The organism is Streptomyces sp. NBC_00080 (assembly GCF_045041255.1).
Lineage (GTDB): Bacteria > Actinomycetota > Actinomycetes > Streptomycetales > Streptomycetaceae > Streptomyces > Streptomyces coriariae.
In genome coordinates this window covers 6,171,764-6,196,753 of record NZ_CP108235.1, presented here as the reverse complement: position 1 = coordinate 6,196,753, position 24,990 = coordinate 6,171,764, and the positions used below count along the sequence as shown (strand labels likewise).

Below are 24,990 nucleotides of genomic sequence, written 5' to 3'. Positions count from 1 at the left end.
CAGGGAGTCACAGAGGCCTGAAAAATCGATGGCTATTTCCGCTGGATTATGCCATGCCATCCTGTCGGTCGAGCACTCCGGCCAGGGCCGCCTCGAAGCCCGACGCCCGGCCGGCGGCCGCCGTCGGGTCCTGCTGGCGGACGTCGATCACATGCCCGGTGAGCTCGGAGAGCAGCACGTCGAGCGAGGTGCGGGCGACGGCCTCGGAGGAGAGCAGGCTGCCCGAGGGCTCCTGCCCGAAGGCCTTCGTACGCATGGGTGTGGCCGTCCGTTCCGGGTTGACGCAATTCACCCGGATGCCGTCACCGGCCCACTCGTCGGAGAGCGCCTGGGTGAGATTCACCATGGCCGCCTTGGTCGAGGAGTACAGGCTGTACTCGGCACGTCCCCGGGTGTAACTGCTGGAGGTGTACAGCAGCAGCTGACCCTTCGTTTCCGCCAGGTACTTGTACGCCGAACGTGCGATCTGCACCGGTGCCAGGTAGTTGACTTTCAGCGCTTCCTCGATGGTCGCGTTGTCGGTCTCGGCCAGCTTGCCGATGCGCAGGACGCCCGCCGTGTTGACGACGTAGTCGATGCGCCCGGTCTCGCTGTATGCCTTGGACAGGGCGTCGTCGACCTCCTCCGGGTTCTCCACGTGCGTACCGGTGGTGGAGCGGCCCAGGGCGTAGACCGTGGCGCCGTAGCCCTCGGCGAGCTCGGCGATGTCCTTGCCGATGCCGTAGGAACCGCCGAAGACGACCATGGTCCTACCGGTCAGGAGCTCGCGGTAGACCTCCTCGCCGTTCTGCTCGGGGGTGGCGGAGGAGGCCAGCTGGAAGAGCTTGTCGGCGATGAAGACGTCGACGGGCTGAGTCACCTTCATGTTGTACTCGTCACCCGCCACGACGTGGATCGGCACGTCGGGCAGGTAGCGCAGCACGACGGTGCAGTCGTCGGTGGCCTGGAAGTTGGGGTCGCCCGCCGCCACCTCGTAGGCCCGGCGGATGGTGGACAGCTTGAACGCCTGCGGGGTCTGACCGCGGCGCAGCCGGGAGCGGTCCGGGATCTCGGTGATGAACTCGCCGTCCTCGCCGTGCGTGCGCGTGACGATGATGGTGTCCGCGGACGGGATGGCGACGTCGACCGCCTGGTAGCGCTCCAGCGCCGTGACGCAGTCGTCGATGACCCGCTGCGAGAGCAGGGGACGCACGGCGTCGTGGAAGAGGACGTTGAGATCCTCGCCGTCGGCCAGCTCCTCGCCCAGGGCCGCGATGGCGCGCTCGGTGGTCTCGTTCCGCGTGGAGCCGCCCTCGATGATCTTCCGGACCTTCTTGAAACCGGCCTTGGACACGATCTTCTCGATGTCCGGCACATAGCCCGGTGCCATCAGCACGATGATCTCGTCGACCGAGTCGGCCTTCTCGAACGTGGTCAGGGTGTGCTCGATGACTGCCTTGCCGGCGATCTTCAGCAGCTGCTTGGGGATCGACAGACCCACCCGCTGACCGGTGCCACCGGCCAGGATCACTGCGGTGGTAAGGGGCTTGGCTATGTGCTGGGACACAGAGGACCTACCTTGGGGCGACAGGGAACGGGGGAAATGGTCCCACTTGCGGTAACCGCGATGCAAGGTGAGCGCCGTTCGCTGCAAATGTTCACGCAACCCGCCATTCACCTTGCGTAGCCGGTGATTGATTGGACACCGGCGCGGCTTCCCATGGATGGTCCCTGGAAATCCTGTGAGTTACTCCACAAGGAGTATGTCATTGCCGAGAGTGACGGAGCGCCACGGAAACCCCGGACACGAGCGGCGCCGGACGGCGTCAGTGCCGCCGCAACCGCTTGAGGCAGCGGTGCCCGAGAACCCGTACGAGCTCCTTCGACGAGGTCTGGTGGACCGCGCGTACCGAGCCCCCGCCGGGCGCCGCGGCCACCGCGGCAAGGGCCCCGTACAAGGCCTGAGCGGCCACCTCGGGAGCGATCCGGGCCTCCCCCGGCCCTTGCCCGGCGGGCTCGGGCACAGCGGACGGAGCGGACAGCAGGGCCGGGTCACCGATCACCCGTACCCCCGTCGACCCGATCCCGTCGGCCATCTCGGCGCCGATGCCGGTGGCCGCCCGGACGGCCCAGTCGGGTGTGGAGATCCTCACGTCCTGTGAGGTGGGACTGCACGTGTTCTTCATATGCATGACCGCGCCGTTACGAACGAGCAGTGAATAGAGCTCGTCGGGGAGGCCATTACCGCGGAATTCCTTGTTGAGGTGGCGCAGCATTTCGGTCTCGGCGAGGGTGAGTGAGCGATTCGCCGTGTCCGGAACCGGCTGAAGGAGATTGGCGGGCAGTCCGAGCAGTCCCTCGAAGACACGCATGAGCCCGCCCCGGTCCCGGTCGTCCACCACGACGACGGTGACCCGGTCGGCCCCGACCACCCGCACCCACCGCTCGACCAGCCGGTCGTGCCGGTGCCGGCGCCAGAAGCTGGGGTTGGGCTTCTCGTAGGGGGCCTTGCGGAGCATGTGCTCCAGCCAGTCCTCGTAGCCCATGCGCAGGCCGTTCTGCACGTACTGCTGCCACTGCGAGGGCATGATCCGCACCAGCGGGCGCAGGGTGACCAGCACGTGCACCGAATCCCCGCCGAGCTGCTCGACGATCCGCTCGGCGGTCGCGTCGTCCGGGGCGTCGGCGAAGAACTCGCTGCTGATCACGCAGGTGTGGCGGCCGGCGGCGTGCACCTGGTCCACGAGCCGCGCCCAGTGCCGCTCGGTGGGCGTGCTGTCGCCGATCATCCCGGTCCGCGAGCAGGCCGCCAGCACGGCCTGCATGGGGTGTCTGCTCTGCGCCGGGTACGCGACGCCGTACGCCGGCAGCGCCTCCTTCGCCGCGAAGAGGGCGCCCTGGATCGAGGTCGTCCCGGTCTTGTGCGGCCCTATGTGCAGCAGGCGGGTGCCGGCGGGCAGCGGGGTGGCCTTCCCGGGGACCGGGGCGCCGTCGCTCGCACGGTCCGAGGGGTTCGTACAGTCCGCGGGGTTCGTGGTCGTACAGTCCGTCTCCATGGTCAAAAGACGGTAAGAGGGGTTCCTTAGGGGACCCTGAGAGGAGCCTGGGGCACAGATGAGTCCCGGGCGTGGTCCCGGGCCCCGGTCGGCGTTCTCCCCCTCGGGGTTCTCACACCCGCCGCACCCCGCTCTTACCGTCCGCCACCCGCAGCCTCGCGAGCGTACGGGCGGTCGCCTTCGGCTTGAGAACCGTGTCGACGACGCGGACGGTCGCGTCGACGGCGTCGGCCCGGATGTCGAAGAGGTGGTAGCCGCGGTGGGCGTCGATCAGCTTCCAGTGCGGGTTGTCGGCCTTCAGCGGGTCCCACTGGGCGTGGAAGGCTGCCTGGTCCTGGTCGCCGTTGCTCGAGACGGAGGTGCCGACGAACTCGGCGCCGACGACGGCGGAGCCCGGGTCGGCGAAGTCCTTCCTCAGGTCGCTGATCATGGTCAGGTGCCGGTCGCCGCTGAGGACGACCGGGTTGCGGACCGAGGCGAACTCCTGCAGGAGGGCGTTGCGTTCGACCTGGTAGCCGTCCCAGGCGTCGTAGTACCACTGCTTGCCGGGGCCGGCCAGCAGATCGGCCTCCGCCAGCATGATCTGCGAGGCGACGAGGTTCCAGCGGGCGCCCGAGCCGTGCAGCGAGTCGAGCAGCCACTGCTTCTGCTCGGCGCCGAGCATGGTGCGCCCGGGATCCTGGGCGCCCGCCTGGCCGGTGGCCTGGTCGGTGCGGTACTGCCGGGTGTCCAGCACGTTGAGCCGGGCCAGCCGGCCGAACTGGAAGCGGCGGTGCATGCGGATGTGCGGCCCGTCCGGGATCGCGGTGGCCCGGACCGGCATGTGCTCGTAGTACGCCTGGTAGGCCGCGGTCAGCCGGGCCACGAAGGCGTCGTGGCCCTGCTGACCGGGATCCTGCGGGATCTCCCCGGCGTAGTCGTTGTCGACCTCGTGGTCGTCGAAGGTGACCACCCAGGGCGCGTGGGCGTGCATGCGCTTCAGGTCGGGGTCGGAGCGGTACTGCGCGTACCGGTTGCGGTACTGCGTGAGCGAGTACGGCTCACCGCTTCCCTCGTGCCGCCGTACGGCCGTGGCCGAGGGGCCCGACTCGTAGATGTAGTCGCCGACGAAGAGGACGAGGTCCGGGTCCTGCGCGAGCATGTCGGCGTACGGCGTGAAGTAGCCGTGCTGCCAGTTCTGGCAGGAGGCGAGCGCGATGCGCAGCGGGCCGCCGGAACCGAGGAGGCCGGGCGCGGTGCGGGTGCGGCCCACGGGCGAGAGCTGGCCGCCGGCCCGGAAGCGGTACCAGTACACGCTGCCCGGACGGAGCCCTCGCACATCGACGTGAACGCTGTGCCCGTACGCGGACAGGGCCTGGGCGGTGCCCTTGCGGACGGAGGCGGCGAAGCGCGGGTCGGGCGATATCTCCCACTGCACGGGGACGGTCCGGTCGGGCATGCCGCCGCCGTTCAGCGGGTCCGGGGCGAGCCGGGTCCACAGGACGATGCCGTCGGGCAGGGGGTCTCCGGAGGCGACGCCCAGGCTGAACAGCCCGGCGGGCAGCGGTGCTTCGGCCGCGCGGGCGGTGGCGGGCAGCCACAGCTGGGCGGAGGCGGCGGCACCGACCACGGCGGCGCCCGCGGTCAGGAAACGGCGACGGTCGGCGGCCATCCGTTGAACTCCCTTGCCTCACCCGTCTCTTGGGCACCTGGCCTTCGGGAGACCGGGCCCCGGGACCCTCGGCCCCCTTGGACACGGCGAGGCTGTCATGCGGCGCGGGTCGGCCCGCTGAACTCAGGAATTCGCGTGCATGACAAGTGGGGGGACAACGAGAAACCCGTGGCGGCCGACCGGAGGACGGCCGACCACCACGGGTCCGGAAAACGGGGCCGGAAGGCCCGGAGAGGCTAGAAGGCCCGGAGAGGCTAGAAGGGCTCGAAGCCCTCGAACTCCTGGGTCGCCTCGTCACGTTCGGCCTGCTTGTCCCGGCGGCGCTGGGTCGCGGGACGCGGCTCCTCGAAGCGGTGGTCCTCGCCCCGTCGGCCGAGCATCTCGGCGCCGGCGGTCACGGACGGCTCCCAGTCGAAGACGACCGCGTTGTCCTCGGGGCCGATGGCGACGCCGTCGCCGCCCCGGGCACCCGCCTTCATCAACGCGGCCTCCACACCGAGGCGGTTGAGCCGGTCGGCGAGGTAGCCGACGGCCTCGTCGTTGTTGAAGTCGGTCTGCCGCACCCAGCGTTCGGGCTTCTCACCCCGGACGCGGAACAGGCCGTCCTCCTCCAGCGTGACGGTGAAGCCGGTGTCGTCGACCGCCTTGGGACGGATGACGATCCGGGTCGCCTCCTCCTTCGGCCTGGCCGCGCGCGCGGCGCCCACCATCTCGGCGACGGCGAACGACAGCTCCTTGAGGCCCATGTGGGCGACCGCGGACACCTCGAAGACGCGGTAGCCGCGCGCCTCCAGATCCGGGCGGACCATCTCGGCGAGGTCCTTGCCGTCCGGTACGTCGATCTTGTTCAGCACCACGAGCCGCGGCCGGTTGCCGAGGCCGCCGTACTGCTTGAGCTCCTCCTCGATCATGTCGAGGTCGGAGAGCGGGTCGCGCTCGGACTCCAGGGTGGCCGTGTCCAGCACGTGCACGAGGACGCTGCACCGCTCGACGTGGCGCAGGAACTCCAGACCCAGGCCCTTGCCCTGGCTGGCGCCCGGGATCAGGCCCGGCACGTCGGCGATCGTGTAGACGGTGGAGCCGGCCGTCACCACGCCCAGGTTCGGGACCAGGGTCGTGAACGGGTAGTCCGCGATCTTCGGCTTGGCGGCGGACAGGACGGAGATCAGCGACGACTTGCCCGCGCTCGGGTAGCCGACGAGGGCCACGTCCGCGACCGTCTTCAGCTCCAGGACGATGTCCTGGAGGTCGCCGGGCTCGCCGAGCAGCGCGAAGCCGGGCGCCTTGCGGCGGGCCGAGGCCAGCGCGGCGTTGCCGAGGCCGCCGCGGCCGCCCTGGGCGGCGACGAACGAGGTGCCGTGGCCGACCAGGTCCGCCAGCACGTTGCCGGCCTTGTCCTGGATCACGGTGCCGTCCGGGACCGGCAGGATCAGGTCCTGGCCGTCCTTGCCGGAGCGGTTGCCGCCCTCGCCGGGCTTGCCGTTGGTGGCGCTGCGGTGGGGCTTGTGGTGGTAGTCGAGGAGCGTGGTGACCGACTGGTCGACGACCAGGATCACATCGCCGCCACGGCCGCCGTTGCCCCCGTCGGGGCCACCGAGCGGCTTGAACTTCTCACGGTGGACGGAGGCACAGCCGTGGCCTCCGTTACCCGCGGCGACATGGAGTTCGACGCGGTCCACGAAGGTGGTCATGGTAGGTGCCTCCAGCACTGCGAAAACGTACGGGTTTCTTACTGCCTAACACGCGAAAGGCGGACCCGCCTTCCCACACGGGAAGTGAGGTCCGCCTCGCGAAAGCTTCCGATCAGGCGACCGGAACGATGTTCACGACCTTGCGGCCACGGTGGGTACCGAACTCCACCGCACCGGCGTTCAGCGCGAACAGCGTGTCGTCGCCGCCACGGCCGACGCCCGCACCGGGGTGGAAGTGGGTGCCGCGCTGGCGGACCAGGATCTCACCCGCGTTGACGACCTGACCGCCGAAGCGCTTCACGCCGAGCCGCTGGGCATTGGAGTCGCGACCGTTCCGGGTGGACGATGCGCCCTTCTTGTGTGCCATGTCTCCTCAGTCCCTTACTTCGCAGCCGCGGGGATCTCAGTGACCTTGATCGCCGTGTACTGCTGGCGGTGGCCCTGACGACGGCGGTAGCCGGTCTTGTTCTTGTAGCGAAGGATGTCGATCTTGACGCCCTTGTGGTGGTCCACGACCTCGGCCTGGACCTTGATGCCGGCCAGCACCCACGGGTCGCTGGTCACAGCGTCGCCGTCGACAACGAGCAGGGTCGAGAGCTCGACCGTGTCGCCAACCTTGGCAGTGGAAATCTTGTCAACCTCAACGATGTCGCCGACAGCAACCTTGTGCTGGCGACCACCGCTGCGCACGATGGCGTACACGCGGATCTCACTCTCTCGCTCTGGGACGGCATCCCCGCAGTCCAGCCACCCGGGATCGAACACGGACGGCCTCTCCCGACCACCGAGGTAACCGGCACCCGGGAGGAAGAGGGTTTACGGGGATGTGACATGTCAGCCGACACGCCGAGGGTCAAGGCTACGGGCCCCGGCTTGAGGGGTCAAACCGGGCCGTCCGCCCGGCATCGACCCTCTCGACCGTTCATACGGCCGCCCAGGTCACCGCCGACGGCCCCTGCCCGCACGCGCCTGTGCGGGCAGGGGCCGTCCTCGCAGGGGGCGCCACCCCTGCCCGTATGCTCGCCAGGCGTAGCCAGACACCGGAAGGCGGAGAAGTGAACTACAGGGTCCAGCCCAGCGCCCAGGTCGACGCGGGTGCCGAGATCGGCGCCGGGAGCAGTGTGTGGGACCTCGCCCAGATCCGGGAGGGCGCGCGGCTCGGCGAGGGCTGCGTGGTCGGCCGCGGGGCGTACGTCGGTTCCGGTGTCCGCATGGGCGACAACTGCAAGCTCCAGAACTACGCGCTGGTCTACGAGCCGGCCGAGCTCGGCGACGGCGTCTTCATCGGCCCCGCCGTCGTCCTCACCAACGACCACAACCCGCGCTCCGTGGACCCCGAGGGCAAGCAGAAGCGCGGCGGCGACTGGGAGGCCGTCGGCGTGCGCATCGCCGACGGGGCGTCCATCGGGGCGCGCGCGGTGTGTGTCGCGCCCCTCACCATCGGCCGCTGGGCGATGGTCGCCGCGGGCGCCGTCGTCACCAAGGACGTGCCGGACTTCGCGCTGGTCGTGGGCGTCCCGGCCCGCCGGGTCGGCTGGGTCGGGCGGGCCGGCGTCCGGCTGGTGGAGCGGGACGGGGAGCCCGGGGTGTGGGAGTGCCCGGAGACCGGCTCCCGCTACGACGAGAAGGACGGCACGCTGGTCGAGCGCACCGCGTAGGCGGCCCGTCCGCGTTGACCCTATTTACGCACCCGTAAACGCAAGGTTCACGAAATCGTTATGCGAGTGGGCCGAAGCCCGAAAGCCGTGTTCTGACCACGGCTTGGACGGACATGGACAGGACACGACAGGACGCGCTCCCCCGACAGGGCAACCCACTGCGGATCCGGCGCGTCCAACCCTTTGCCTACCATTTCCTTTGCTCGCCCCCCACCTGCCCGCCCCAGAAGAAGAGTGCTCTGTGAAAGTCATCAGCATCGTCGGCGCCCGTCCCCAGTTGGTGAAGCTCGCACCCATCGCGGCCGCCTTCGCCGAAACCGAGCACGAGCACGTCATCGTGCACACCGGGCAGCACTACGACGCCGACCTCTCGGACGTCTTCTTCTCCGGACTCGGCATCCCGGATCCCGATGTCCACCTCGGGGTCGGCTCCGGCAGCCACGGCGTGCAGACCGGCGCCGTCCTCTCCGCGCTCGACCCGGTCCTCGACCGTGAGCAGCCCGACTGGGTGCTCGTCTACGGCGACACGAACTCCACCATCGCCGGCGCGCTGTCGGCCGTGAAGATGCACCTGCCCGTGGCGCACCTCGAGGCGGGACTGCGCTCGTTCAACCGGCGGATGCCGGAGGAGCACAACCGCGTCCTCACCGACCACAGCGCCGACCTGCTCCTCGCGCCCACCGAGGAGGCCATGCGCCACCTCGCCAACGAGGGCCTCGCCGACCGCGCCCGACTGGCCGGCGACGTGATGGTCGACATCTGCCTGCGCATCCGCGACCAGGTCCGCGCCGGCGAGTTCCCGGCGCCGGAACTGCCCGAGGGCATCGACCCGACGCAGCCCTTCCTGCTGGCGACCCTGCACCGCCCGGACAACACCGACGACCCCGAGCGGCTCGCCGCGATCGTCGACTCGCTCGCCAAGCTGCCGGTGCCGGTGGCGCTCGCCGCCCACCCGCGGCTCGTCGCCCGCGCCCACGAGCACGGCATCGACCTGGCCCAGGGCAACCTGCACGTCGGCCGCCCGCTGCCGTACGCGAGCCTGGTCGCCGCCGTGCTGGCCTCCGTGGGCGTGGTGACGGACTCCGGCGGTCTCCAGAAGGAGGCGTTCCTGCTGGAGCGCATCTGCACCACGATCCGCCCGGAGACCGAGTGGGTGGAAACCGTCAACACGGGCTGGAACGTCCTTGTACCCGACCCGCACACGCTGTCGCCCCAGGAATGGGCCGAGACCGTGACCCGCACCGTGCCGACGGACGACCCTGGCATCCCGTACGGCGACGGCCGCGCGGCGCACAACGTCGTCCGTCTCATGGAGGAATGGAAGGGGGGCAGCCGGCCCGCCTGACATGAGAATCGGAACAGGGGAACGTGGCCGTCCGCCTGCGGACGGCCACATGTGACCCACAGTCCGTGCATGTCAGCGTGCTAGCGTCAACCGCTATGTCATCGTCTCCCCCGTCCGGGCCGCCTGCGGAAGGCAAGCGACCGCACGTCATCTATCTCGCCATCGGGTTCCCCCCGGCCGCCAAGAGCTCCACGTACCGGATGCGCGAGACCGCCAACCAGTTCGTGAAGGTCGGCTGGGACGTCACGGTCGTCAACATCGCCCGGGAGTCCTGGGAACTCGACTCGGGCATCGACCTCTCCCTGCTCGACCAGGTCGACCCCCGGGTGAAGATCGTCGAACTGCCGCTGGCGCGCGAGGACCTCGAGACGGACATCCGCCTCTTCGACGAGGCGCGTGCCCTCGACCCCAACGGCTGGGTCGCCAAGCTCCGCAAGCGCCAGACCGAGAACTTCCCGGAGCCGAACTTCGGTGAGTGGCGCGACGACCTCGAGCAGGCCGTGCTGCGCATCCACCGGGAGAACCCGGCGGACCTGCTGCTCGCCAGCTGCGTGCCGTACGTGAACCTCGCCGCGGCCTGGAAGCTGTGGGAGGAAGCGAAGGTGCCGTACGCGGTGGACTTCCGCGACGGCTGGTCCATCGACGTCATCGACGGCGTCGAGGCCTTCGCCCGCGACTCCGCCGAGGGCGTCTGGGAACAGAAGATCCTGGATCACGCGGTGTCGCTGTGGGTCGTCAACGACCCCATCGCCGAGCACTACCGGCGGCGCTACCCCGACTTCGCCGACCGCGTGCACGTCGTCCGCAACGGCTACGACGCGGACAGCTCTCCGGGCCGGGCGCACAACCCCGACGCCGAGTCGGGTCTCGTCTTCGGCTACCTCGGCACGGTCAACTTCACGGTCCCGCACCTGGAGACGGTGCTCAACGCCTGGCGCGCCGCCCGCGCCAAGGAGCCGCTGCTGGCGAACGCGCGCTTCGAGCTGCGTGGCCATCTCGGCAACGGCGCCACCCGCGGTGCCAACCGACACGCCGAGGTCTTCAAGGAGGCCGAGGCCGACGGCGTCGTCTTCGGCGGTCCCGCGGCCAAGGCCGAGGTCTCCTCGATCTACGCCAGCTGGGACGCCATGGTGCTGATCCTCATCGGCGGCCGGTTCGTTACCTCCGGCAAGGTGTACGAGTACATGGCGACGGGCCTGCCGATCGTGTCGGCGCACGCCGTCGAGCACGACGCCTCGAACGTGCTGAGGGGCCACCCGCTGTGGACCGGCGCCCCCGGCATCGACGAGGCGGGCCTGACCGAGTCCTTCATCAAGGCCGCCCACATGGCGGTGGAGACCACCGACGAGGAGCACGCCGACGCGATGGCCCACGCCGACCAGTTCACTCGTGAGGCGCTGATGTCCGTCGCCGTCAAGAACCTTGTCGAGGAGCTCGCCAAGTGACCGAAGTCCTGCTCGTGGCGTCCGTCCGGCCGAATTTCGGCGTGCTCGCGGACACGGTGCGCAAGTTCAACGCCCAGGGCGCGCGCGTGCACCTGGCGGGCATGTTCCACCTGGAGGCCGAGGGCGTCCCGGAGGAACTCGCCCAGGTCGAGCTGGCCGGTGCGCACCAGCTGCCGCGCACCCTCAAGCACCGCAGCCAGGCCGTGCGCCGTCGGCTCGGCAAGGCCCCGCGCGGCCTGCGCAACTGGACGCAGGTGCGCAGCGACTCGTGGCTGCGCTCCCACGGCCGCAAGGCCGACGTGCTCGTCGCCCTGGACGTGGCCGCCGTGTACACGGTGTGGCGGCTCGCCGAGTACAACCGCACCGCCGCGGCCAGGTTCGGGCTGGCGCCCGCGCTGAAGGCCGTCGAGGAGCTCGAGGCGCAGGGCGGCACCACGGCCCGCCACTCGACCGTCCTGCCGCCGCTGAGCGCCGTCGCCCGTGATGTGAAGCGCTCGGTCGACCGGCTGCCCGCGCAGCTGGTCCGCACCGTGACCCCGCGGCCCGTGATGCGTTCCGGCGTCGGCGCCCGCCTGTGGCGCTCGGCCGTGACCGCGCCCGGCATGCCCATAAAGGTGCGCGCCGCGACCTCGCGGTACGTGGCCGAGGGCATGCAGTGGGCGGGCCGCACCAGCGGTGCCGCGCTCACCCTCGCGGACGCCGCCTCGAAGATCCCGGACCTCCAGCTGCGGGCGGACCTCTACAACGAGGGCGTCATGCAGGAGCTGAAGAAGGGCATCAGCCCCCGCTTCCTGGGCAAGGCGGTAGCGGCCCAGCTCGCGAACGCCGACGCGCTCTTCGCCAAGGGCAGGACCGACGAGGCGGCCGAGGCGCTCAACCGCACCCTGTTCCTGCACTTCCACCGGGTGCTGCACATCGACCAGTTGTCGTCGCCGCTGGCGAAGGACGCCGAGGGCTTCGTCGCCCCGCTGCACCGCTCCAAGGCGTTCCAGGCACTGAGCCGCCCCCGTGGCCGCAAGGTGCCCGCCGCGCCCGCCCCCACCGACCGCCCGCTGCGGCTGCTGGTGACGACGAGCGCCAACGACAACTTCCTGCACCTGATCAAGGAGCACTTCGCCGACCACCCGGGCGTCGAGCTGCGCTACCTCGACCTGGCCGCGAACAAGCACCTGAAGCGGATCTCCTGGGCCGCCCCGCGGATGCTCAAGGACCGGCTGGCTGGCGACACGAGCGACTACCAGGAAGAGGTGGAGCGCCTGATGCGCCCGCACCTCGACTGGGCCGACACCGTGTTCCTGGAGTGGGCGGCCGGTCCGGCCGGCATGCTCACCACGATCGACCCGGGCGACACCCGGATCGTCGTACGCCTGCACAGCTACGAGGCGTTCACCCGCTGGCCGCACATGACGGACTTCTCCCGGATCGACGACCTCGTCTTCGTCGCCCCGCACGTGAAGGACCTCACCGCCTCGCTGGTGCCGACGCTGCGCGGCGAGCAGGCCCCGCGGTTCCACCTCATCGACAACGCCATGGACCTGTCGGGCTTCAACCGCACGAAGCCGGCCGAGGCCCGCTTCAACCTCGGTCTGGTCGGCATCAGCCAGGTCGCCAAGGACCCGAAGTGGGCCCTGGACGTCCTGGAGCGGGTCCGCAGGCACGACGAGCGCTACCGGCTGCTCCTGGTCGGCGGCGACATGGACCCGAAGACCAGCCAGGCCACCAAGGACTACCTGGCCGAGTTCGAGGAGCTGCTGGCCCCGCTGGAGGAGTCCGGCGCGGTGGTCCGGCTCGGCCCGACGGACGACGTCCCGTCGAAGCTCGTCGAGATCGGCACGATCATCAGCTCCTCCGTGCGCGAGGGCTGCCACGTCGGTCTGATGGAGGGCGCGGCCAGCGGTGCCGTGCCCGTCGCCCGCGACTGGCCGTTCTACGCGGGCAAGCCCAACAGCGCCCGCACCCTCTACCCCGAGGGCTGGGTCGTGGCCTCCCCCGCCGAGGCGGCCGAGCGGATCCTGAAGATCACGGCCACGGAGGAGTCCTGGCGCGCGGCGGGCAAGCTCGCCACCGAGCACGCGCTGACCGTGTGGGACTGGCCCGTGGTGCAGAAGCACTTCGAGAAGCTGCTCCTCGAAGAGGGCTGACCGGCTCTTCGCCGTCTTCGCCGTACGAGTGAGGGCCCCCGGGATGATCCCGGGGGCCCTCACTCATGCGCCTGCTCGTGCGCTCACGGGTGCCGCAGCCGCCACCCCGCCCACGCCGACTCCACCATCTCCCGCACGCCGCGCTCCGCGCTCCAGCCGAGCTCCTGGTGGATGAGGTCGGCGGAGGCCACGACCCGGGCCGGGTCGCCCGGACGGCGGGCGGACACGTCGGGCCCGGACTGCGCGCGGCCGGTGACGTCCTGGATGACGCCGATCATCTCGGCGACCGAGACACCTTCACCACGGCCGATGTTGAGGACCAGCCGGGCCTCGGGATCGGCGGCGAGCCGGCGGGCGGCGGCGACATGCGCGGCGGCGATGTCCTCGACGTGGATGTAGTCGCGGACGCAGGTCCCGTCGGGCGTCGGATAGTCGTCACCGAAGATCCGCGGCGCCTCACCCGCCTCCAGCCGCTCGAAGACCATCGGAACGAGGTTGTAGACGCCGTCGTCGCCCAGCTCGGGCGTGGCCGCGCCCGCCACGTTGAAGTAGCGCAGCGAGGCGGTCGCCATCCCGTGCCGGGCACCGACCGCCCCGACCAGCCACTCGCCGGCGAGCTTGGTCTCGCCGTAGGGGTTGATCGGCGCGCACGGCGTCTTCTCGGTGACGAGGTCGACGTCGGGCATGCCGTACACGGCGGCGGACGAGGAGAACAGGAACCGGCGGACTCCCGCGGCGACGGCCGCGTCCAGCAGGACCCGCATGCCCTCGACGTTCTCGCGGTAGTAGTACAGCGGCCGGTCCACGGACTCGCCCACCTGCTTCTTGCCCGCGATGTGCACGATGCCGGTGATGCCGTGCTCGCGCAGCACCCGCTCGACGGTGTCGCCGTCGAGCACCGTGCCGACCTCCAGCACCACACCGTCCGGGAGCCGCTCGGCCCGGCCCGTGCTCAGGTCGTCGAGGACGACGACCGGCTCACCGGCGTCCGTCATCGCCTTCACGACATGCGAGCCGATGAAACCGGCGCCGCCCGTGATCAGCCAGGACATGGGAAAACCTTCCTGCACCAGGGCCCCGCCCCAGACACGGGACGGGGCCACGAGGTTGTTCGCGTACGAGCGTCAGCCGCCGATGACGACGCGGCGGACGCCCTTCCAGGCCTCCGGGTCCGTCGTACGGCGACCGTCGACCAGGACCGTGACGTCCGGCAGGTCGGCCGGGGTCAGCGTGCGGTACTCGGCGTGGTCGGCCTGGAGGATCGCCGCCGTGACCTTCTCGCCCGCGTGCGGGGTGAGACCGTGGGCGGCGAGCTCCCCGTCCGTGTACATCGGGTCCGAGACGAACGGCACCGCGCCCCGCGCCTTGAGGGCCTCGACGGTCGGGAACACGCCGGAGAAGGCGGTCTCCTTCACGCCACCGCGGTAGGCGGCGCCCAGCACCAGCACGTTCACACCGGTCAGGTCGCCGTAGGCGGCGGCCAGCAGGTCAACGGCGTACTCGGGCATCGCGGCGTTCGCCTCACGGGCGGAGCGCACGACGGTCGCGGCCGGGTCGTTCCACAGGTACATCCGCGGGTAGATCGGGATGCAGTGACCGCCGACGGCGATGCCCGGCTGGTGGATGTGGCTGTAGGGCTGCGAGTTGCAGGCCTCGATGACCTTCTTGACGTCGATGCCGTTGCTGTCGGCGAAGCGCGCGAACTGGTTCGCCAGGCCGATGTTGACGTCCCGGTAGGTCGTCTCGGCGAGCTTGGCCAGCTCGGAGGCCTCGGCGGTGCCCAGGTCCCACACGCCGTTCGGCCGGGGCAGGTCGGCGCGCTCGTCGAAGTCCAGGACCTGCTCGTAGAACTCCACACCACGGGCGCTCGACGCCTCGTCGATGCCACCGACCAGCTTGGGGTAGCGGCGCAGGTCGGCGAAGACCCGGCCGGTCAGCACGCGCTCCGGGGAGAACACCAGGTGGAAGTCCTCGCCCGCGGTCAGCCCCGAGCCCTCGGCCAGCATCGGCGCCCAGCGGGTGCGGGTGGTGCCGACCGGCAGCGTGGTCTCGTAGCTGACGAGCGTGCCGGGCTTGAGGCCCTGGGCGATCGCCTTCGTCGCGGAGTCCATCCAGCCGAAGTCCGGGGTGCCCTCGGCGTCCACGAACAGCGGGACGACCACGACGACGGCCTCGGACTCGGCGACGGCGGACGCGGTGTCCGTGGTCGCGCTCAGCAGCCCGGCGTCGACGGCCTGCTTCAGCTTGACGTCGAGGTCGTGCTCGCCGGGGAACGGCTCGACGCCGGCGTTGACCAGCTCGACGACCTTCTCGTTGACGTCCGCGCCGATGACCCGGTGGCCCTTGGAGGCGAACTGCACGGCCAGCGGCAGGCCGATCTTGCCGAGTGCTACTACACAGATGTTCATGGAGGGTCGCTACTTCCTTTTGGAACCGGTCGGCTTCTTGGAGCCGTTCGGCTTGGACTTCTTGGCGCCGACCGCCCGCTTCAGGCGGCCGGCCCCGGACTTCAGTTTCCGCACGAGTCTCTCGAGCCCCCGGCGGAGCACCGCGATCTTCGGCGGGTACATCTGGGCCGTGTCGATCACGACACGCCCCTTGTCGTTCACCACGGCCGACGCCCGGTAGGGGTCCCCCTCCCGGCCCCACTGGCGCGCCAGCGGCATGGGCAGGTCCTTGCCCCGTACGGGAATCTCGTACGTCGAACCGGCCACGTCCAGGTATACCCGCACGCCCCGCTTCGCGGTGACGTACGCCAGCGGGACCCGGGCGTGCAGCACGGTGGCCGCGCCGTCCTCGGACGGTTCGAGGGTGACCTCGCCCACCGGCGCCGGCAGCACGTGGTCCGCCTTCAGCCGGCGCGCGCCGGGCTTGTCGGCCGACTTGGGCATGGCCTTGTCGGCGAGCCGCAGCACCGCGCCGTCGACGTCGCCGAGCACCGGCACCCGGACGGACAGCGTGTACGTGAGCGCCTCGCCCTGCTGCTCCCAGCCGGAGGCCAGCAGCTCGGTGCCCTGGGCGAGGCGGCCCGGCACCGACTCCCCGACCAGCTCGTAGACCCGGTCGGCCAGACCGATGCGCGGGTCGCGGAATCCGGCGTACCGGGCGTAGGCGCGCTCGCCCTCGAGGACGAACGGCGGCGCCCCGTGTTCTTTCTCCGAGCTGATCGCCTCGGCGAGCTCGTCGATAGCGCCGGCCCGGGCCAGGGCTATGCGCACCCGGCGCTTGACGTCCATCGCGTCACGGATGCCGTCGGTGAAGTAGACGTCGGCGAGCCGCGCGATGCCCGCGCAGATCTGCCGCTGGAGTTCACGGTCCAGGCCCGGGAAGTCGTCCTGGACGAGCTTGGCGAGCTCCCAGGTGAAGTGCCGGCGCAGCAGCGCGTCCCGCTCGGGTCCCGCCTCGACGAGACCGGCCGTGAAGTCCATGATCTCGGCGGCGGCCCGCAGCCGCGCCAGGTGGTCGGCACGGTAGGTGATGTTGCTGGAGTCGCCGCGCTTGACCGCGTAGTAGCAGGTGTAGTCGGCCACCACCGAGATCTTCTTCGCGCGCACGCACGCCTCGATGGTGAACGGCTGGTCGCTGCCCACGGGCAGGTGCTCGGGGAAGCGCAGCTTGTACTTCTCGACCAGGTCCCGGCGGAACAGCTTGGTGTTGGCCAGCGTGAAGGGCAGCGCGGAGTGGTACAGGCTGACGTCCGGGTCGTTCTGCTTGTACAGCGCCTGGTGCACGTAACGGCCGTTGGTGCCGACCATCTTGCCGACCACGACGTCGGAGCCGTGCTGGTCGGCGCAGTCCACCATCCGCTCCAGCGCTTCCTCGCCGAGGTAGTCGTCGGAGCCGATGAAGTACACGTAACGGCCGGTGGCCACCTCCAGCGCCCGGTTGCTGGGCGCGGCCGGGCCGCCGGAGTTCGGCTGGTGGAGCACCTTGACGGTGTCCGGGTACAGCGCCGCGAACCGGTCCAGCTCGGGGCCGCTGTCGTCGGTGGAGCCGTCGTCCACGGCGACGATCTCCAGGCGCTCACGGCCGATGCTCTGCCCGACGAGGGAGTTCAGGCACTCCGTCAGGTACGGCATCGTGTTGTAGACGGCAACGATGACGCTGACGTCAGGCGCAGCAGACATGCTCCGACTCCTGGTCTCCGACAGCCGACGGCCGGCTGGGTCCTGCGGGGAAAGTCTCACAGAACATAGGAGTCCTGCCGAGCACGCACCGTTCCCCCGATGTGTGATGCTCAGCTGCCATCTGCGGCCAGATCCTCCGGCAGAAGGGACACGCTGCGGTCGGTGTTCGCCGATTCGAGGACCGCGGCCGCCACCTCGACGGTACGCATGCCCTGGCGCAGGGTGCAGATGTCGGCGGGCTTGCCGAGTACCGCGTCCCGGAACAGCTCGTGCTCGACCTGGAGCGGCTCGCGCTTCGGGATGGCGTACCGGATCATGTCGCCCTCGGACACTCCGCGGAACGCCCGCAGGGCCTCCCACTCGGTGGTCACGGCGGCGTTGGAGTGGAACGTCAGGTCGGCGGTGAGGGTGTCGGCGATGAAGCAGCCGCGATCACCGGTGACCGAGGTGAACCGCTCCTTGAGCGGGCTCAGCCAGTTCACCAGGTGGTTGACCATGGTGCCGTCGTCGAGACGCCCCACCGCGGAGACCATGTCCTCGTGCTCACGGCCGCTCTTGGAGACGGTGTGCGCGGCGATGGACACGTACTGGCGTCCGGTCACCCAGCCGGTGAGGTCGATGTCGTGGGTGGCGAGGTCCTTGACGACGCCGACGTCCGCGATGCGGTGCGGGAAGGGGCCCTGGCGGCGGGTGACGACCTGGTAGACGTCACCGAGCTCACCGGCCTCCAGGCGGGCGCGCAGCGACATCAGCGCCGGGTTGCAGCGCTCGATGTGCCCCACGCCGGCCACCAGGCCGCGCGACTCGAAGGCGTCGACGAGACGACGGGCGCCCTCGACGGTGTCGGCGACCGGCTTCTCGACCAGCGCGCACACACCGGCCTCGGCGAGCGCCAGGCCGACCGGCTCGTGCAGAGCGGTGGGGCAGGCCACGACGGCGTAGTCCACGCCGAGCGCGATGAGCTCCTCGACGGTATTCAGGATCGGCGCGCCCTGGGCGGCACCGAACTTGTCGCCCATCGGGTCGACGACGCCGACGAGGTCGACGCCCTCCAGACCGGACAGGACGCGGGCGTGGTGACGCCCCATGGAACCGAGGCCGACGAGTCCCGCTCGCAGCGACTTCCCGGTACTCACAGTTGCTCCCCCAGAGCATTGACGGCGGTGACGATGCGCTCCAGGTCCTGGGCGGACAGGGCCGGGTGCACGGGCAGGGACACTACCTGGGCGGCCGCGCGGTCCGTTTCGGGCAGGTCCCAGTCACGGCCCGCCTTCTGGTCCGGCTCCCAGTACGGCTTCAGCCGGTGGATGGGAGTCGGGTAGTACACGGCGTTGCCGATGCCGGCCTCGGTCAGCTTGGCCATGGCGGCGTCGCGGTCGCCCAGGACGCGCACCGTGTACTGGTGGTAGATGTGCCGGGCGCCCTCGGCGACCTTCGGCGTGATCACGTTCGGCGCGGTGATGTGCTCGGTGAGGTACGCGGCGTTGGCGATGCGCTGCTCGGTCCAGCCGTTCAGCTTGCCGCGCTGGACGCGGCCGATGGCGGCGGACACGTCCGTCATGCGCACGTTGGCGCCGACGATCTCGTTGGCGTAGCGCTTCTCCATGCCCTGGTTGCGCAGCAGGCGCAGGGTGCGGGCGGTCTCCGCGTCACCGGTGGAGATCATGCCGCCCTCGAGGCTGTGCATGTTCTTCGTCGGGTAGAAGCTGAAGGTGCCCGCGGCACCGAAGGCGCCGACCGGGGTGCCGTTGAGCGCGGCCGCGTGGGCCTGGCAGGCGTCCTCGATCACGGCGAGCCCGTGCTGCTCGGCGATCGCCATGATCTTGTCCATGGCGGCCGGGTGACCGTACAGGTGCACCGGCATGATCGCGGCGGTGCGCGGCGACAGGGCGGCCTCGACGGCGGCCGGGTCGAGGCAGTACGTCTCCGGGTCGATGTCGGCGAAGACCACGTCGGCGCCGACCAGCCGTACCGCGTTGGCGGAGGCGGCGAAGGAGAACGACGGCACGATGACCTCGTCGCCCGGGCCGAGGCCGAGGGCGAGGAGCGACAGGTGCAGCGCGGAGGTGCCGGAGTTGACCGCGACGCAGTGACGCCCGTCGACGAGCTCCGAGAACTCCTCCTCGAAGGCGGCCACTTCGGGCCCCTGGACGACCATGCCGCTGCGCAGTACGCGCACCGCGGCCTCGATCTCCTCCTCGCCGATCACGGGCTTGGCGGCCGGTACGAACTCATGGGCGTCGGTCATCGACATCCCCTCCTCTACGGCGACCTCTAAGCCGCACCACGTCTTGCATGGTCGGGAAGAGCCGTGTCGATGCTCAGCACGGCCGCATCCCTGGTGTTGTCCGCCGCTGCCGGTGAGCGGGGCGGACGGGTTGTACACAGGACCCCGCCCCCCTGAGGGCTCCTTGCGGGAAGTCAGCCGTGTCCGGTTGGAAGACCGGATGTGCTCATCGGCCGGGGTCACGGTGTGCATATCTTTGGCCACCGGGACCACAGTGCACGTTACCAGCACGCGGACAGCGATTTTCCCAAGGGTTACCACAGTGAAACTCACGGAGAGCGTGCGCTCCGTCACAAGCGAGACACAGGGTAACTCGCCGCTGAACGCAATGCGACGCGGGCACCCGGAGGATACCGGGTGCCCGCGTGACGCTCAGCCGGACTCAGCCGGACTCAGCCAGAATCACGAGGAGTCAGACGGAGTCGGAAGGAACCGGAAGGACCGGAGTCACTCCTCCGTCGAGGCCGAGACCGTCGGCTGGCCCTGCTGGGCCGCCGCCGTGGTCTTCGACACCGCCTTCGCGGCCTTCTTCGCCGTCGTCTTCTTCGCGACGGTCTTCTTCGCGGCCGTCTTCTTCACCGCCGCCGTCTTCTTGGTGGCGGCCTTCTTCGCCGTGGCCTTCTTCGCCGTCTTGCGCGCGGCCGCCTTCTTCGCCGGAGCGGCCTCCGCCTCCTCGGCGGACGCCTCGGTCTCCTCGACGGGGGTCTCCGCCACCGAAGGCACGACCACGACGGCCGTCTCCTCGGACGCGGTCGGCGCGGTGGCCTTGCGCACGGCACGGCGCCGCGGGCGGGCCGGAGCCGCGCTCTCGACGACGGGCTCGGCGACCTGCTCCGGCTCGGCCTGCTCCACCGGAGCGGCCTCGGCGGCCGGGGCCGGCGCGACCGACGGCTCGGCGACCGTCAGCACGGCGGCCTCCGCCCCGGCGGGCGAACCGGCCGGCGCGGACACCTTGCGGGTGGCGCGACGACGGGTACGGCCCTTGGGCGCGGCCTCGTCGACGGGGGCCTCGGCGGCCGCGGCCTCGACGACCGGGTCCTCGACGGCGACCGGCTCGGCCTGCGCGGCGACGGCCTCGGCCGGCTGCACCGGACGCTCGGCCTCCGCCTCGGCGGTGACGTCCTGCGCGGTGGGCGCCTCGACGGCGGCCTCGACGGGCTCCTCCGTGGCGCTCTCCTCGAAGCCGCCTGCCCTGCGCGACGCGCCGCCCCTCGGCGCACCCGCCGGAGCGGACGCCCGGCGGCTCGCCCGACGGCGACCCCGGCCACGCGTGGCAGAGGCTTCCGCCTCGGCGATGCTGCTGTACAGCTCCTCGTCCGGCGCGAACTCGGGGGCCGCGAGCGCGACCGGCTCGGCCACCTCCGCGGCGACCTCGGCCTCGCTCTCCGTCTCCTGGCCGGCGCCCGCGAGCGACTCGGCGACGTCGACCGTCACCGTGTCGTGCTCGTGGTCGTGACCCTGTCCGTCGCCACCGCGGCCGCGCTTCTTGCGCTTGCCGCCGCCACCGACCGCGGTCGGCTGCTCCATGTGGACGATGACCCCGCGCCCGTTGCAGTGCACACAGGTCTCGGAGAACGACTCCAGCAGTCCCTGGCCGACCCGCTTACGGGTCATCTGCACGAGCCCCAGCGACGTCACCTCCGCGACCTGGTGCTTCGTACGGTCGCGGCCCAGGCACTCCAGCAGGCGCCGCAGCACCAGGTCCCGGTTGGACTCCAGCACCATGTCGATGAAGTCGATCACGATGATGCCACCGAGGTCGCGCAGCCGCAGCTGGCGCACGATCTCCTCGGCCGCCTCCAGGTTGTTCCTGGTGACCGTCTCCTCGAGGTTGCCGCCCTGCCCGGTGAACTTGCCGGTGTTGACGTCGACGACGACCATCGCCTCGGTCCGGTCGATCACCAGCGAACCGCCACTGGGCAGCCAGACCTTGCGGTCCAGCGCCTTGGCGAGCTGCTCGTCGATCCGGTACGTGGCGAAGACGTCGACCTCGGAGGTCCACCTGTTCAGGCGGTCGGCCAGGTCGGGCGCGACGTGCGAGACGTACCCGTGGATGGTCGACCAGGCCTCGTCACCACTGACGATGACCTTGGAGAAGTCCTCGTTGAAGATGTCGCGCACGACCCGGACGGTCATGTCCGGCTCGCCGTACAGCAGCGTCGGCGCGTTGCCGCCGTTCTTCGCCTTCTTCTGGATGTCCTCCCACTGCCCCTGCAGCCGCTCGACATCACGGCGCAGCTCGTCCTCGCTCGCGCCCTCGGCGGCGGTGCGCACGATGACGCCCGCGTCCTCGGGGACGATCTTCTTGAGGATCGTCTTCAGCCGGGCCCGCTCGGTGTCGGGCAGCTTGCGGCTGATGCCGGTCATCGAGCCCTCGGGCACATACACGAGGTAGCGGCCCGGGAGCGAGACCTGGCTGGTCAGCCGGGCGCCCTTGTGGCCGATCGGGTCCTTCGTCACCTGGACGAGGACCGACTGACCCGACTTGAGGGCGGCCTCGATGCGACGCGGCCCGTTGGCCATGCCGAGCGCCTCGAAGTTGACCTCACCGGCGTACAGGACGGCGTTGCGCCCCTTGCCGATGTCGATGAAGGCGGCCTCCATCGACGGCAGCACGTTCTGGACCTTGCCCAGGTACACGTTGCCGACGTAGGAGGTGGCCTGCTCCTTGTTGACGTAGTGCTCGACGAGCACGTTGTCTTCCAGGACGCCGATCTGGGTGCGCTCGCCGCTCTGGCGGACGACCATCACCCGCTCGACGGCCTCGCGGCGGGCCAGGAACTCGGCCTCGGTGATGATCGGCACCCGTCGGCGGCCCTGCTCACGGCCTTCCCGGCGGCGCTGCTTCTTGGCCTCGAGACGGGTCGAGCCCTTGATGGACTGCACCTCGTCGGACGGCTCGGAGGGCTTGCGCGGCTCACGGACCTTGACGACCGTGCGCTCCGGGTCCCCGTCGCTCTGCTCGGCGTCGGAAGAGGAGTCACCGGCACGACGACGACGGCGACGGCGACGACGGCTGCCGGCGGTGGAGCCACCGGCGTCCTCCTCGGCGTCCTCCGCGTCCTCGTCCTCCTGCTCGGCGGTGTCCTCGGCGTCCTGCACGGCCTGCTCGGCGGCGAAGTCGTCGGACTCGGCCTCGCCGGAGTCCCCCTCGCCGTCGGCGGCATCGCCACGACGGCGGCGACGGCCACCACGACGGCGGCGGCGGCGCGACCCGGTCTCCTCGGTGTCGTCGTCACTGTCGACGACGTCCTCGGCCTCGTCGGCCTCGTCCGGCTCGGTCTCCGACTCGTCCGCGGCGGGGGCCGCGACGGGCGCGGCGGCCGCGGCGGTCCGGCCGGTCTCGGCCTCGTCGCCGAAACCGGCGGCGCGGCGACGACGGCGACGACGCGACCCGGTCGGCTCCTCGGGAGCCTCCTGAGTGACCTCGGCCTCTTCGGGCTCCTCGGCCTCCGGCACCTCGGTCCCGGCGGCGGCGGCCTCGGCCGCGGCCCGCTGCGGTGTCTGGAACTGCGGTTCGGCGAACACAGGCGCCTGGAACACGGCGACCGCGGGCCGCGCCGGACGACGCGGCGCGTCGGACTCCGCGCTCTCCTGCGAGGGCGCGGAGAAGCCTCCGGCGGCCCGGCGGACCACACGACGGCGCCCACGACGGGAACCGGCGTCCTCGTCGGCCTGAGCGGACTGGGCGGCCTGAGCTGTCTCGGCGGCGGGCGTGGCCTCGGCCGGGGCGGCAGGCGCCTCGGGAGCCTTCGCCTCTTCGACGGGGGCGACCACCGGCTCGGCGACCTCGGCGGGCGCGGTCACCCGACGGGTGGCGCGACGGCGGGTCCGGGGAGCGGGCTCGGCGGGCGCCTCGTCGGCCACGGCCGGAGCCTCTGCCTCGGCGGCGACGGCGGGCGTCTCGGCCTCCGGCGCACCGGCGGGCGCGGTCGCCCGGCGGGTGGCACGGCGCCGCGTACGGGGGGCGGCCTCGGCGGGCGCCTCGTCCGCCACCTGCGCGACGGGCTCGGGCTCGACGACGGGCTCGGGCTCGACGGCGGGCTCGACGACCTCGGCAGCGGCTTCGGAAGGCGTCGCGACGCGACGCGTGGCCCGGCGACGGCTGCGGCGGGGAGCGGCGTCCTCGGCGGCGGCCTCCTCGGCGGGGGCTTCCTCCACGGCGGGCGCGCTCACCTCGGCGGCCACGGGCAGCACGGTCTCGGCGGCCTCGGCGGCGGCCGGAGCCCCGGCGGGCGCGGAGGCACGGCGGGTGGCCCGGCGCCGGGTACGCGGCGCGGCCTCGGCGGCTTCCCCGACCTCGGTGTCGGCGGTGCCGTCGGCCTGAGCGGCCTCGGTGACCTCGTCTGCGAGGTCCTCCTCCGCCAACTGCTCGGCGGACTCCACGGCCGGTATGGCCGGCGTGGTGATCTCGGCCGAGGTGTCGGCGGCGGCGACCGGCGGACCCGCCGGCCGGGAGGCGGCACGGCGCCGACGACGCGGCGGCAGGGTGTCGCTGGGGGTGTTGTCGGAGTCCGTGGCGGACTCTGCGGATTCGGTTGGCTCGAGCATGCGGGCGTTTCTCCCGTCAGGCTCCCGGGCGCCGCGCCTGGTCCGGCGTCGATCACGGGGGATCGATCGCCGTTGACGTCCGCGGCTCGCGCGATGCGCGGTGCCGCCGTCCGGGGCGCGGGCGCCGCACGGGAGCTCTCTGTGTCCTGTCTCGCCGGTTCCGTACGCCGAATGCGTACGGCCTGGCGAAAGTCTTCTGGTCGGTTCGCCGCCCGACCCAGGTGGCTCCCGAGTACGAGGGCGGCGCTACGACGTACGTTCCTTCGCGGAACCTTCCCTACGCGGGCGCCTTCGCGGCGGCAGCGGGTTCGGCCGTTGTGGGGGCCTGAGCTGCCTCGCGGTCGGGCGCGAGCGGGTCGGTCACCGTGCCGGTCTCTTCATCGAGCAGCCCCTGCGCCAGCCTGGTCACCGCAGCGGGGACCGGCGGCGCCAGGTCGGCCACGGCGCGAAGACCGGACAGGACGTCGTCGGGTCGTACGGCAGGCGTCACGTGCCGAACAACCAGCCGCAGTATCGCACAGGGCTGGTCCGTCGGCCTATCAGCAGGTTCACCGTGCGTCTCAAGTTGCACGACGGCGGCGCGGGCGTCGAAGGTTCGGACGCCGTTCTTGGCCATTCGCTGGACCTCGACGGCGTCGGCCTGGTTGAAGGCCTCCACCGCGCGATCGGCGTCGGCCGGGTCCACCCCGTCCAGCCGCAGCTCCCATACGGAGGCGGTCAGCCGGTCGGCGAGGCCCGAGGTCCGGGCCTCGACCGCGTCGACGACGTCGAGCCCGGTGGGCAGCGACTCGTCGAGGAGGATTCTCAGCTTCTCCGGGTCACGCGCCGCGGTGAGCGCGATCTCCAGATACTCCGCCTCACTGCCCGTGCCGGTGGGTGCGGCATTGGCGTACGACACCTTCGGATGCGGCGTGAACCCCGCCGAGTACGCCATCGGCACCTCGGCACGGCGCAACGCACGCTCGAAGGCGCGCTGGAAGTCACGGTGGCTGGTGAACCGGAGGCGGCCGCGCTTGGTGTAGCGCAGTCGGATGCGCTGCACCGCGGGTGCGGGCGGCG

17 protein-coding genes are annotated in these 24,990 nt (G+C 71.1%); 4 read left to right on the top strand and 13 right to left on the bottom strand.

Annotation, left to right across the window (positions count from 1 at the left end):
• Nucleotides 1-46: 46 nt before the first annotated feature.
• From OHU34_RS27675 to rplU, 6 genes are all read right to left on the bottom strand, one after another.
• Nucleotides 47-1,546 (bottom strand): D-ribitol-5-phosphate cytidylyltransferase, encoded by a 1,500-nt coding sequence (locus tag OHU34_RS27675; protein ID WP_405768806.1) that lies wholly within the window; start codon nt 1,544-1,546, stop codon nt 47-49.
• Between the two features lie 259 nt (nt 1,547-1,805).
• A complete protein-coding gene (locus OHU34_RS27670) occupies nt 1,806-3,035 on the bottom strand; it encodes a hypothetical protein (protein ID WP_142264296.1) in 1,230 nt (409 codons plus the stop codon).
• Nucleotides 3,036-3,147: 112 nt separating this feature from the next.
• Complete coding sequence (locus tag OHU34_RS27665; RefSeq protein WP_142264297.1) at nt 3,148-4,686, bottom strand: alkaline phosphatase; 1,539 nt, start codon at nt 4,684-4,686, stop codon at nt 3,148-3,150.
• Between the two features lie 254 nt (nt 4,687-4,940).
• Nucleotides 4,941-6,377: a GTPase ObgE gene (gene obgE / locus OHU34_RS27660; RefSeq protein WP_054244906.1), complete on the bottom strand. Its 1,437-nt coding sequence runs from the start codon at nt 6,375-6,377 to the stop codon at nt 4,941-4,943.
• Nucleotides 6,378-6,489: 112 nt separating this feature from the next.
• Nucleotides 6,490-6,744 carry a 50S ribosomal protein L27 gene (rpmA, locus tag OHU34_RS27655; RefSeq protein ID WP_007381992.1) on the bottom strand — a complete coding sequence of 85 codons (255 nt, stop codon included), beginning with the start codon at nt 6,742-6,744 and terminating at the stop codon, nt 6,490-6,492.
• A gap of 14 nt (nt 6,745-6,758) precedes the next feature.
• Nucleotides 6,759-7,079 carry a 50S ribosomal protein L21 gene (gene rplU / locus OHU34_RS27650; RefSeq protein WP_007381993.1) on the bottom strand — a complete coding sequence of 107 codons (321 nt, stop codon included), beginning with the start codon at nt 7,077-7,079 and terminating at the stop codon, nt 6,759-6,761.
• Nucleotides 7,080-7,432: 353 nt separating this feature from the next.
• On the opposite strand from rplU, the gene OHU34_RS27645 reads away from it, so the two are divergent.
• From OHU34_RS27645 to OHU34_RS27630, 4 genes are all read left to right on the top strand, one after another.
• Nucleotides 7,433-8,035, top strand: coding sequence for an acyltransferase (locus tag OHU34_RS27645; protein ID WP_054244907.1), 603 nt, complete (start codon nt 7,433-7,435; stop codon nt 8,033-8,035).
• Between the two features lie 241 nt (nt 8,036-8,276).
• The gene (gene wecB / locus OHU34_RS27640) at nt 8,277-9,380 is read left to right on the top strand and encodes a non-hydrolyzing UDP-N-acetylglucosamine 2-epimerase (protein ID WP_054244908.1); all 1,104 of its coding nucleotides are present in this window, start codon (nt 8,277-8,279) and stop codon (nt 9,378-9,380) included.
• A 200-nt stretch (nt 9,381-9,580) separates the two neighbouring features.
• A complete protein-coding gene (locus tag OHU34_RS27635; protein ID WP_020127803.1) occupies nt 9,581-10,825 on the top strand; it encodes a glycosyltransferase in 1,245 nt (414 codons plus the stop codon).
• Nucleotides 10,822-12,966 carry a glycosyltransferase gene (locus OHU34_RS27630; RefSeq protein ID WP_142264298.1) on the top strand — a complete coding sequence of 715 codons (2,145 nt, stop codon included), beginning with the start codon at nt 10,822-10,824 and terminating at the stop codon, nt 12,964-12,966. Before OHU34_RS27635 ends, OHU34_RS27630 begins: the two co-directional genes overlap by 4 nt.
• Nucleotides 12,967-13,049: 83 nt before the next feature.
• Here the strand turns inward: OHU34_RS27630 and galE are convergent, their stop codons facing one another.
• The 7 genes from galE to OHU34_RS27595 form a co-directional block, all read right to left on the bottom strand.
• Nucleotides 13,050-14,018 (bottom strand): UDP-glucose 4-epimerase GalE, encoded by a 969-nt coding sequence (galE, locus tag OHU34_RS27625; protein ID WP_142264299.1) that lies wholly within the window; start codon nt 14,016-14,018, stop codon nt 13,050-13,052.
• Between the two features lie 72 nt (nt 14,019-14,090).
• Nucleotides 14,091-15,374, bottom strand: coding sequence for a nucleotide sugar dehydrogenase (locus OHU34_RS27620; RefSeq protein WP_405768805.1), 1,284 nt, complete (start codon nt 15,372-15,374; stop codon nt 14,091-14,093).
• A 9-nt stretch (nt 15,375-15,383) separates the two neighbouring features.
• On the bottom strand, nt 15,384-17,093 hold the full coding sequence (locus tag OHU34_RS27615; protein ID WP_142264301.1) for a glycosyltransferase: 1,710 nt from the start codon (nt 17,091-17,093) through the stop codon (nt 15,384-15,386).
• 110 nt (nt 17,094-17,203) lie between these two features.
• On the bottom strand, nt 17,204-18,229 hold the full coding sequence (locus OHU34_RS27610) for a Gfo/Idh/MocA family protein (protein WP_020127808.1): 1,026 nt from the start codon (nt 18,227-18,229) through the stop codon (nt 17,204-17,206).
• A complete protein-coding gene (locus OHU34_RS27605; protein WP_142264302.1) occupies nt 18,226-19,341 on the bottom strand; it encodes a DegT/DnrJ/EryC1/StrS aminotransferase family protein in 1,116 nt (371 codons plus the stop codon). The genes OHU34_RS27610 and OHU34_RS27605 overlap by 4 nt, the downstream gene beginning before the upstream one ends.
• A 486-nt stretch (nt 19,342-19,827) precedes the next feature.
• Nucleotides 19,828-23,931, bottom strand: a complete 4,104-nt coding sequence (locus OHU34_RS27600) for a ribonuclease E/G (protein WP_405768802.1) — start codon at nt 23,929-23,931, stop codon at nt 19,828-19,830.
• Between the two features lie 277 nt (nt 23,932-24,208).
• The gene (locus tag OHU34_RS27595) at nt 24,209-24,973 is read right to left on the bottom strand and encodes a TIGR03936 family radical SAM-associated protein (RefSeq protein ID WP_142264304.1); all 765 of its coding nucleotides are present in this window, start codon (nt 24,971-24,973) and stop codon (nt 24,209-24,211) included.
• Nucleotides 24,974-24,990 lie beyond the last annotated feature (17 nt).

Coding starts and splice junctions, on each gene's coding strand:
- OHU34_RS27605 (WP_142264302.1), bottom strand. CDS start 19,341: ATGACCGACGCCCATGAGTTCGTACCGGCCGCCAAGCCCGTGATCGGC.
- OHU34_RS27665 (WP_142264297.1), bottom strand. CDS start 4,686: ATGGCCGCCGACCGTCGCCGTTTCCTGACCGCGGGCGCCGCCGTGGTC.
- OHU34_RS27620 (WP_405768805.1), bottom strand. CDS start 15,374: ATGAACATCTGTGTAGTAGCACTCGGCAAGATCGGCCTGCCGCTGGCC.
- OHU34_RS27600 (WP_405768802.1), bottom strand. CDS start 23,931: ATGCTCGAGCCAACCGAATCCGCAGAGTCCGCCACGGACTCCGACAAC.
- rpmA (WP_007381992.1), bottom strand. CDS start 6,744: ATGGCACACAAGAAGGGCGCATCGTCCACCCGGAACGGTCGCGACTCC.
- galE (WP_142264299.1), bottom strand. CDS start 14,018: ATGTCCTGGCTGATCACGGGCGGCGCCGGTTTCATCGGCTCGCATGTC.
- obgE (WP_054244906.1), bottom strand. CDS start 6,377: ATGACCACCTTCGTGGACCGCGTCGAACTCCATGTCGCCGCGGGTAAC.
- OHU34_RS27615 (WP_142264301.1), bottom strand. CDS start 17,093: ATGTCTGCTGCGCCTGACGTCAGCGTCATCGTTGCCGTCTACAACACG.
- OHU34_RS27670 (WP_142264296.1), bottom strand. CDS start 3,035: ATGGAGACGGACTGTACGACCACGAACCCCGCGGACTGTACGAACCCC.
- OHU34_RS27635 (WP_020127803.1), top strand. CDS start 9,581: ATGCGCGAGACCGCCAACCAGTTCGTGAAGGTCGGCTGGGACGTCACG.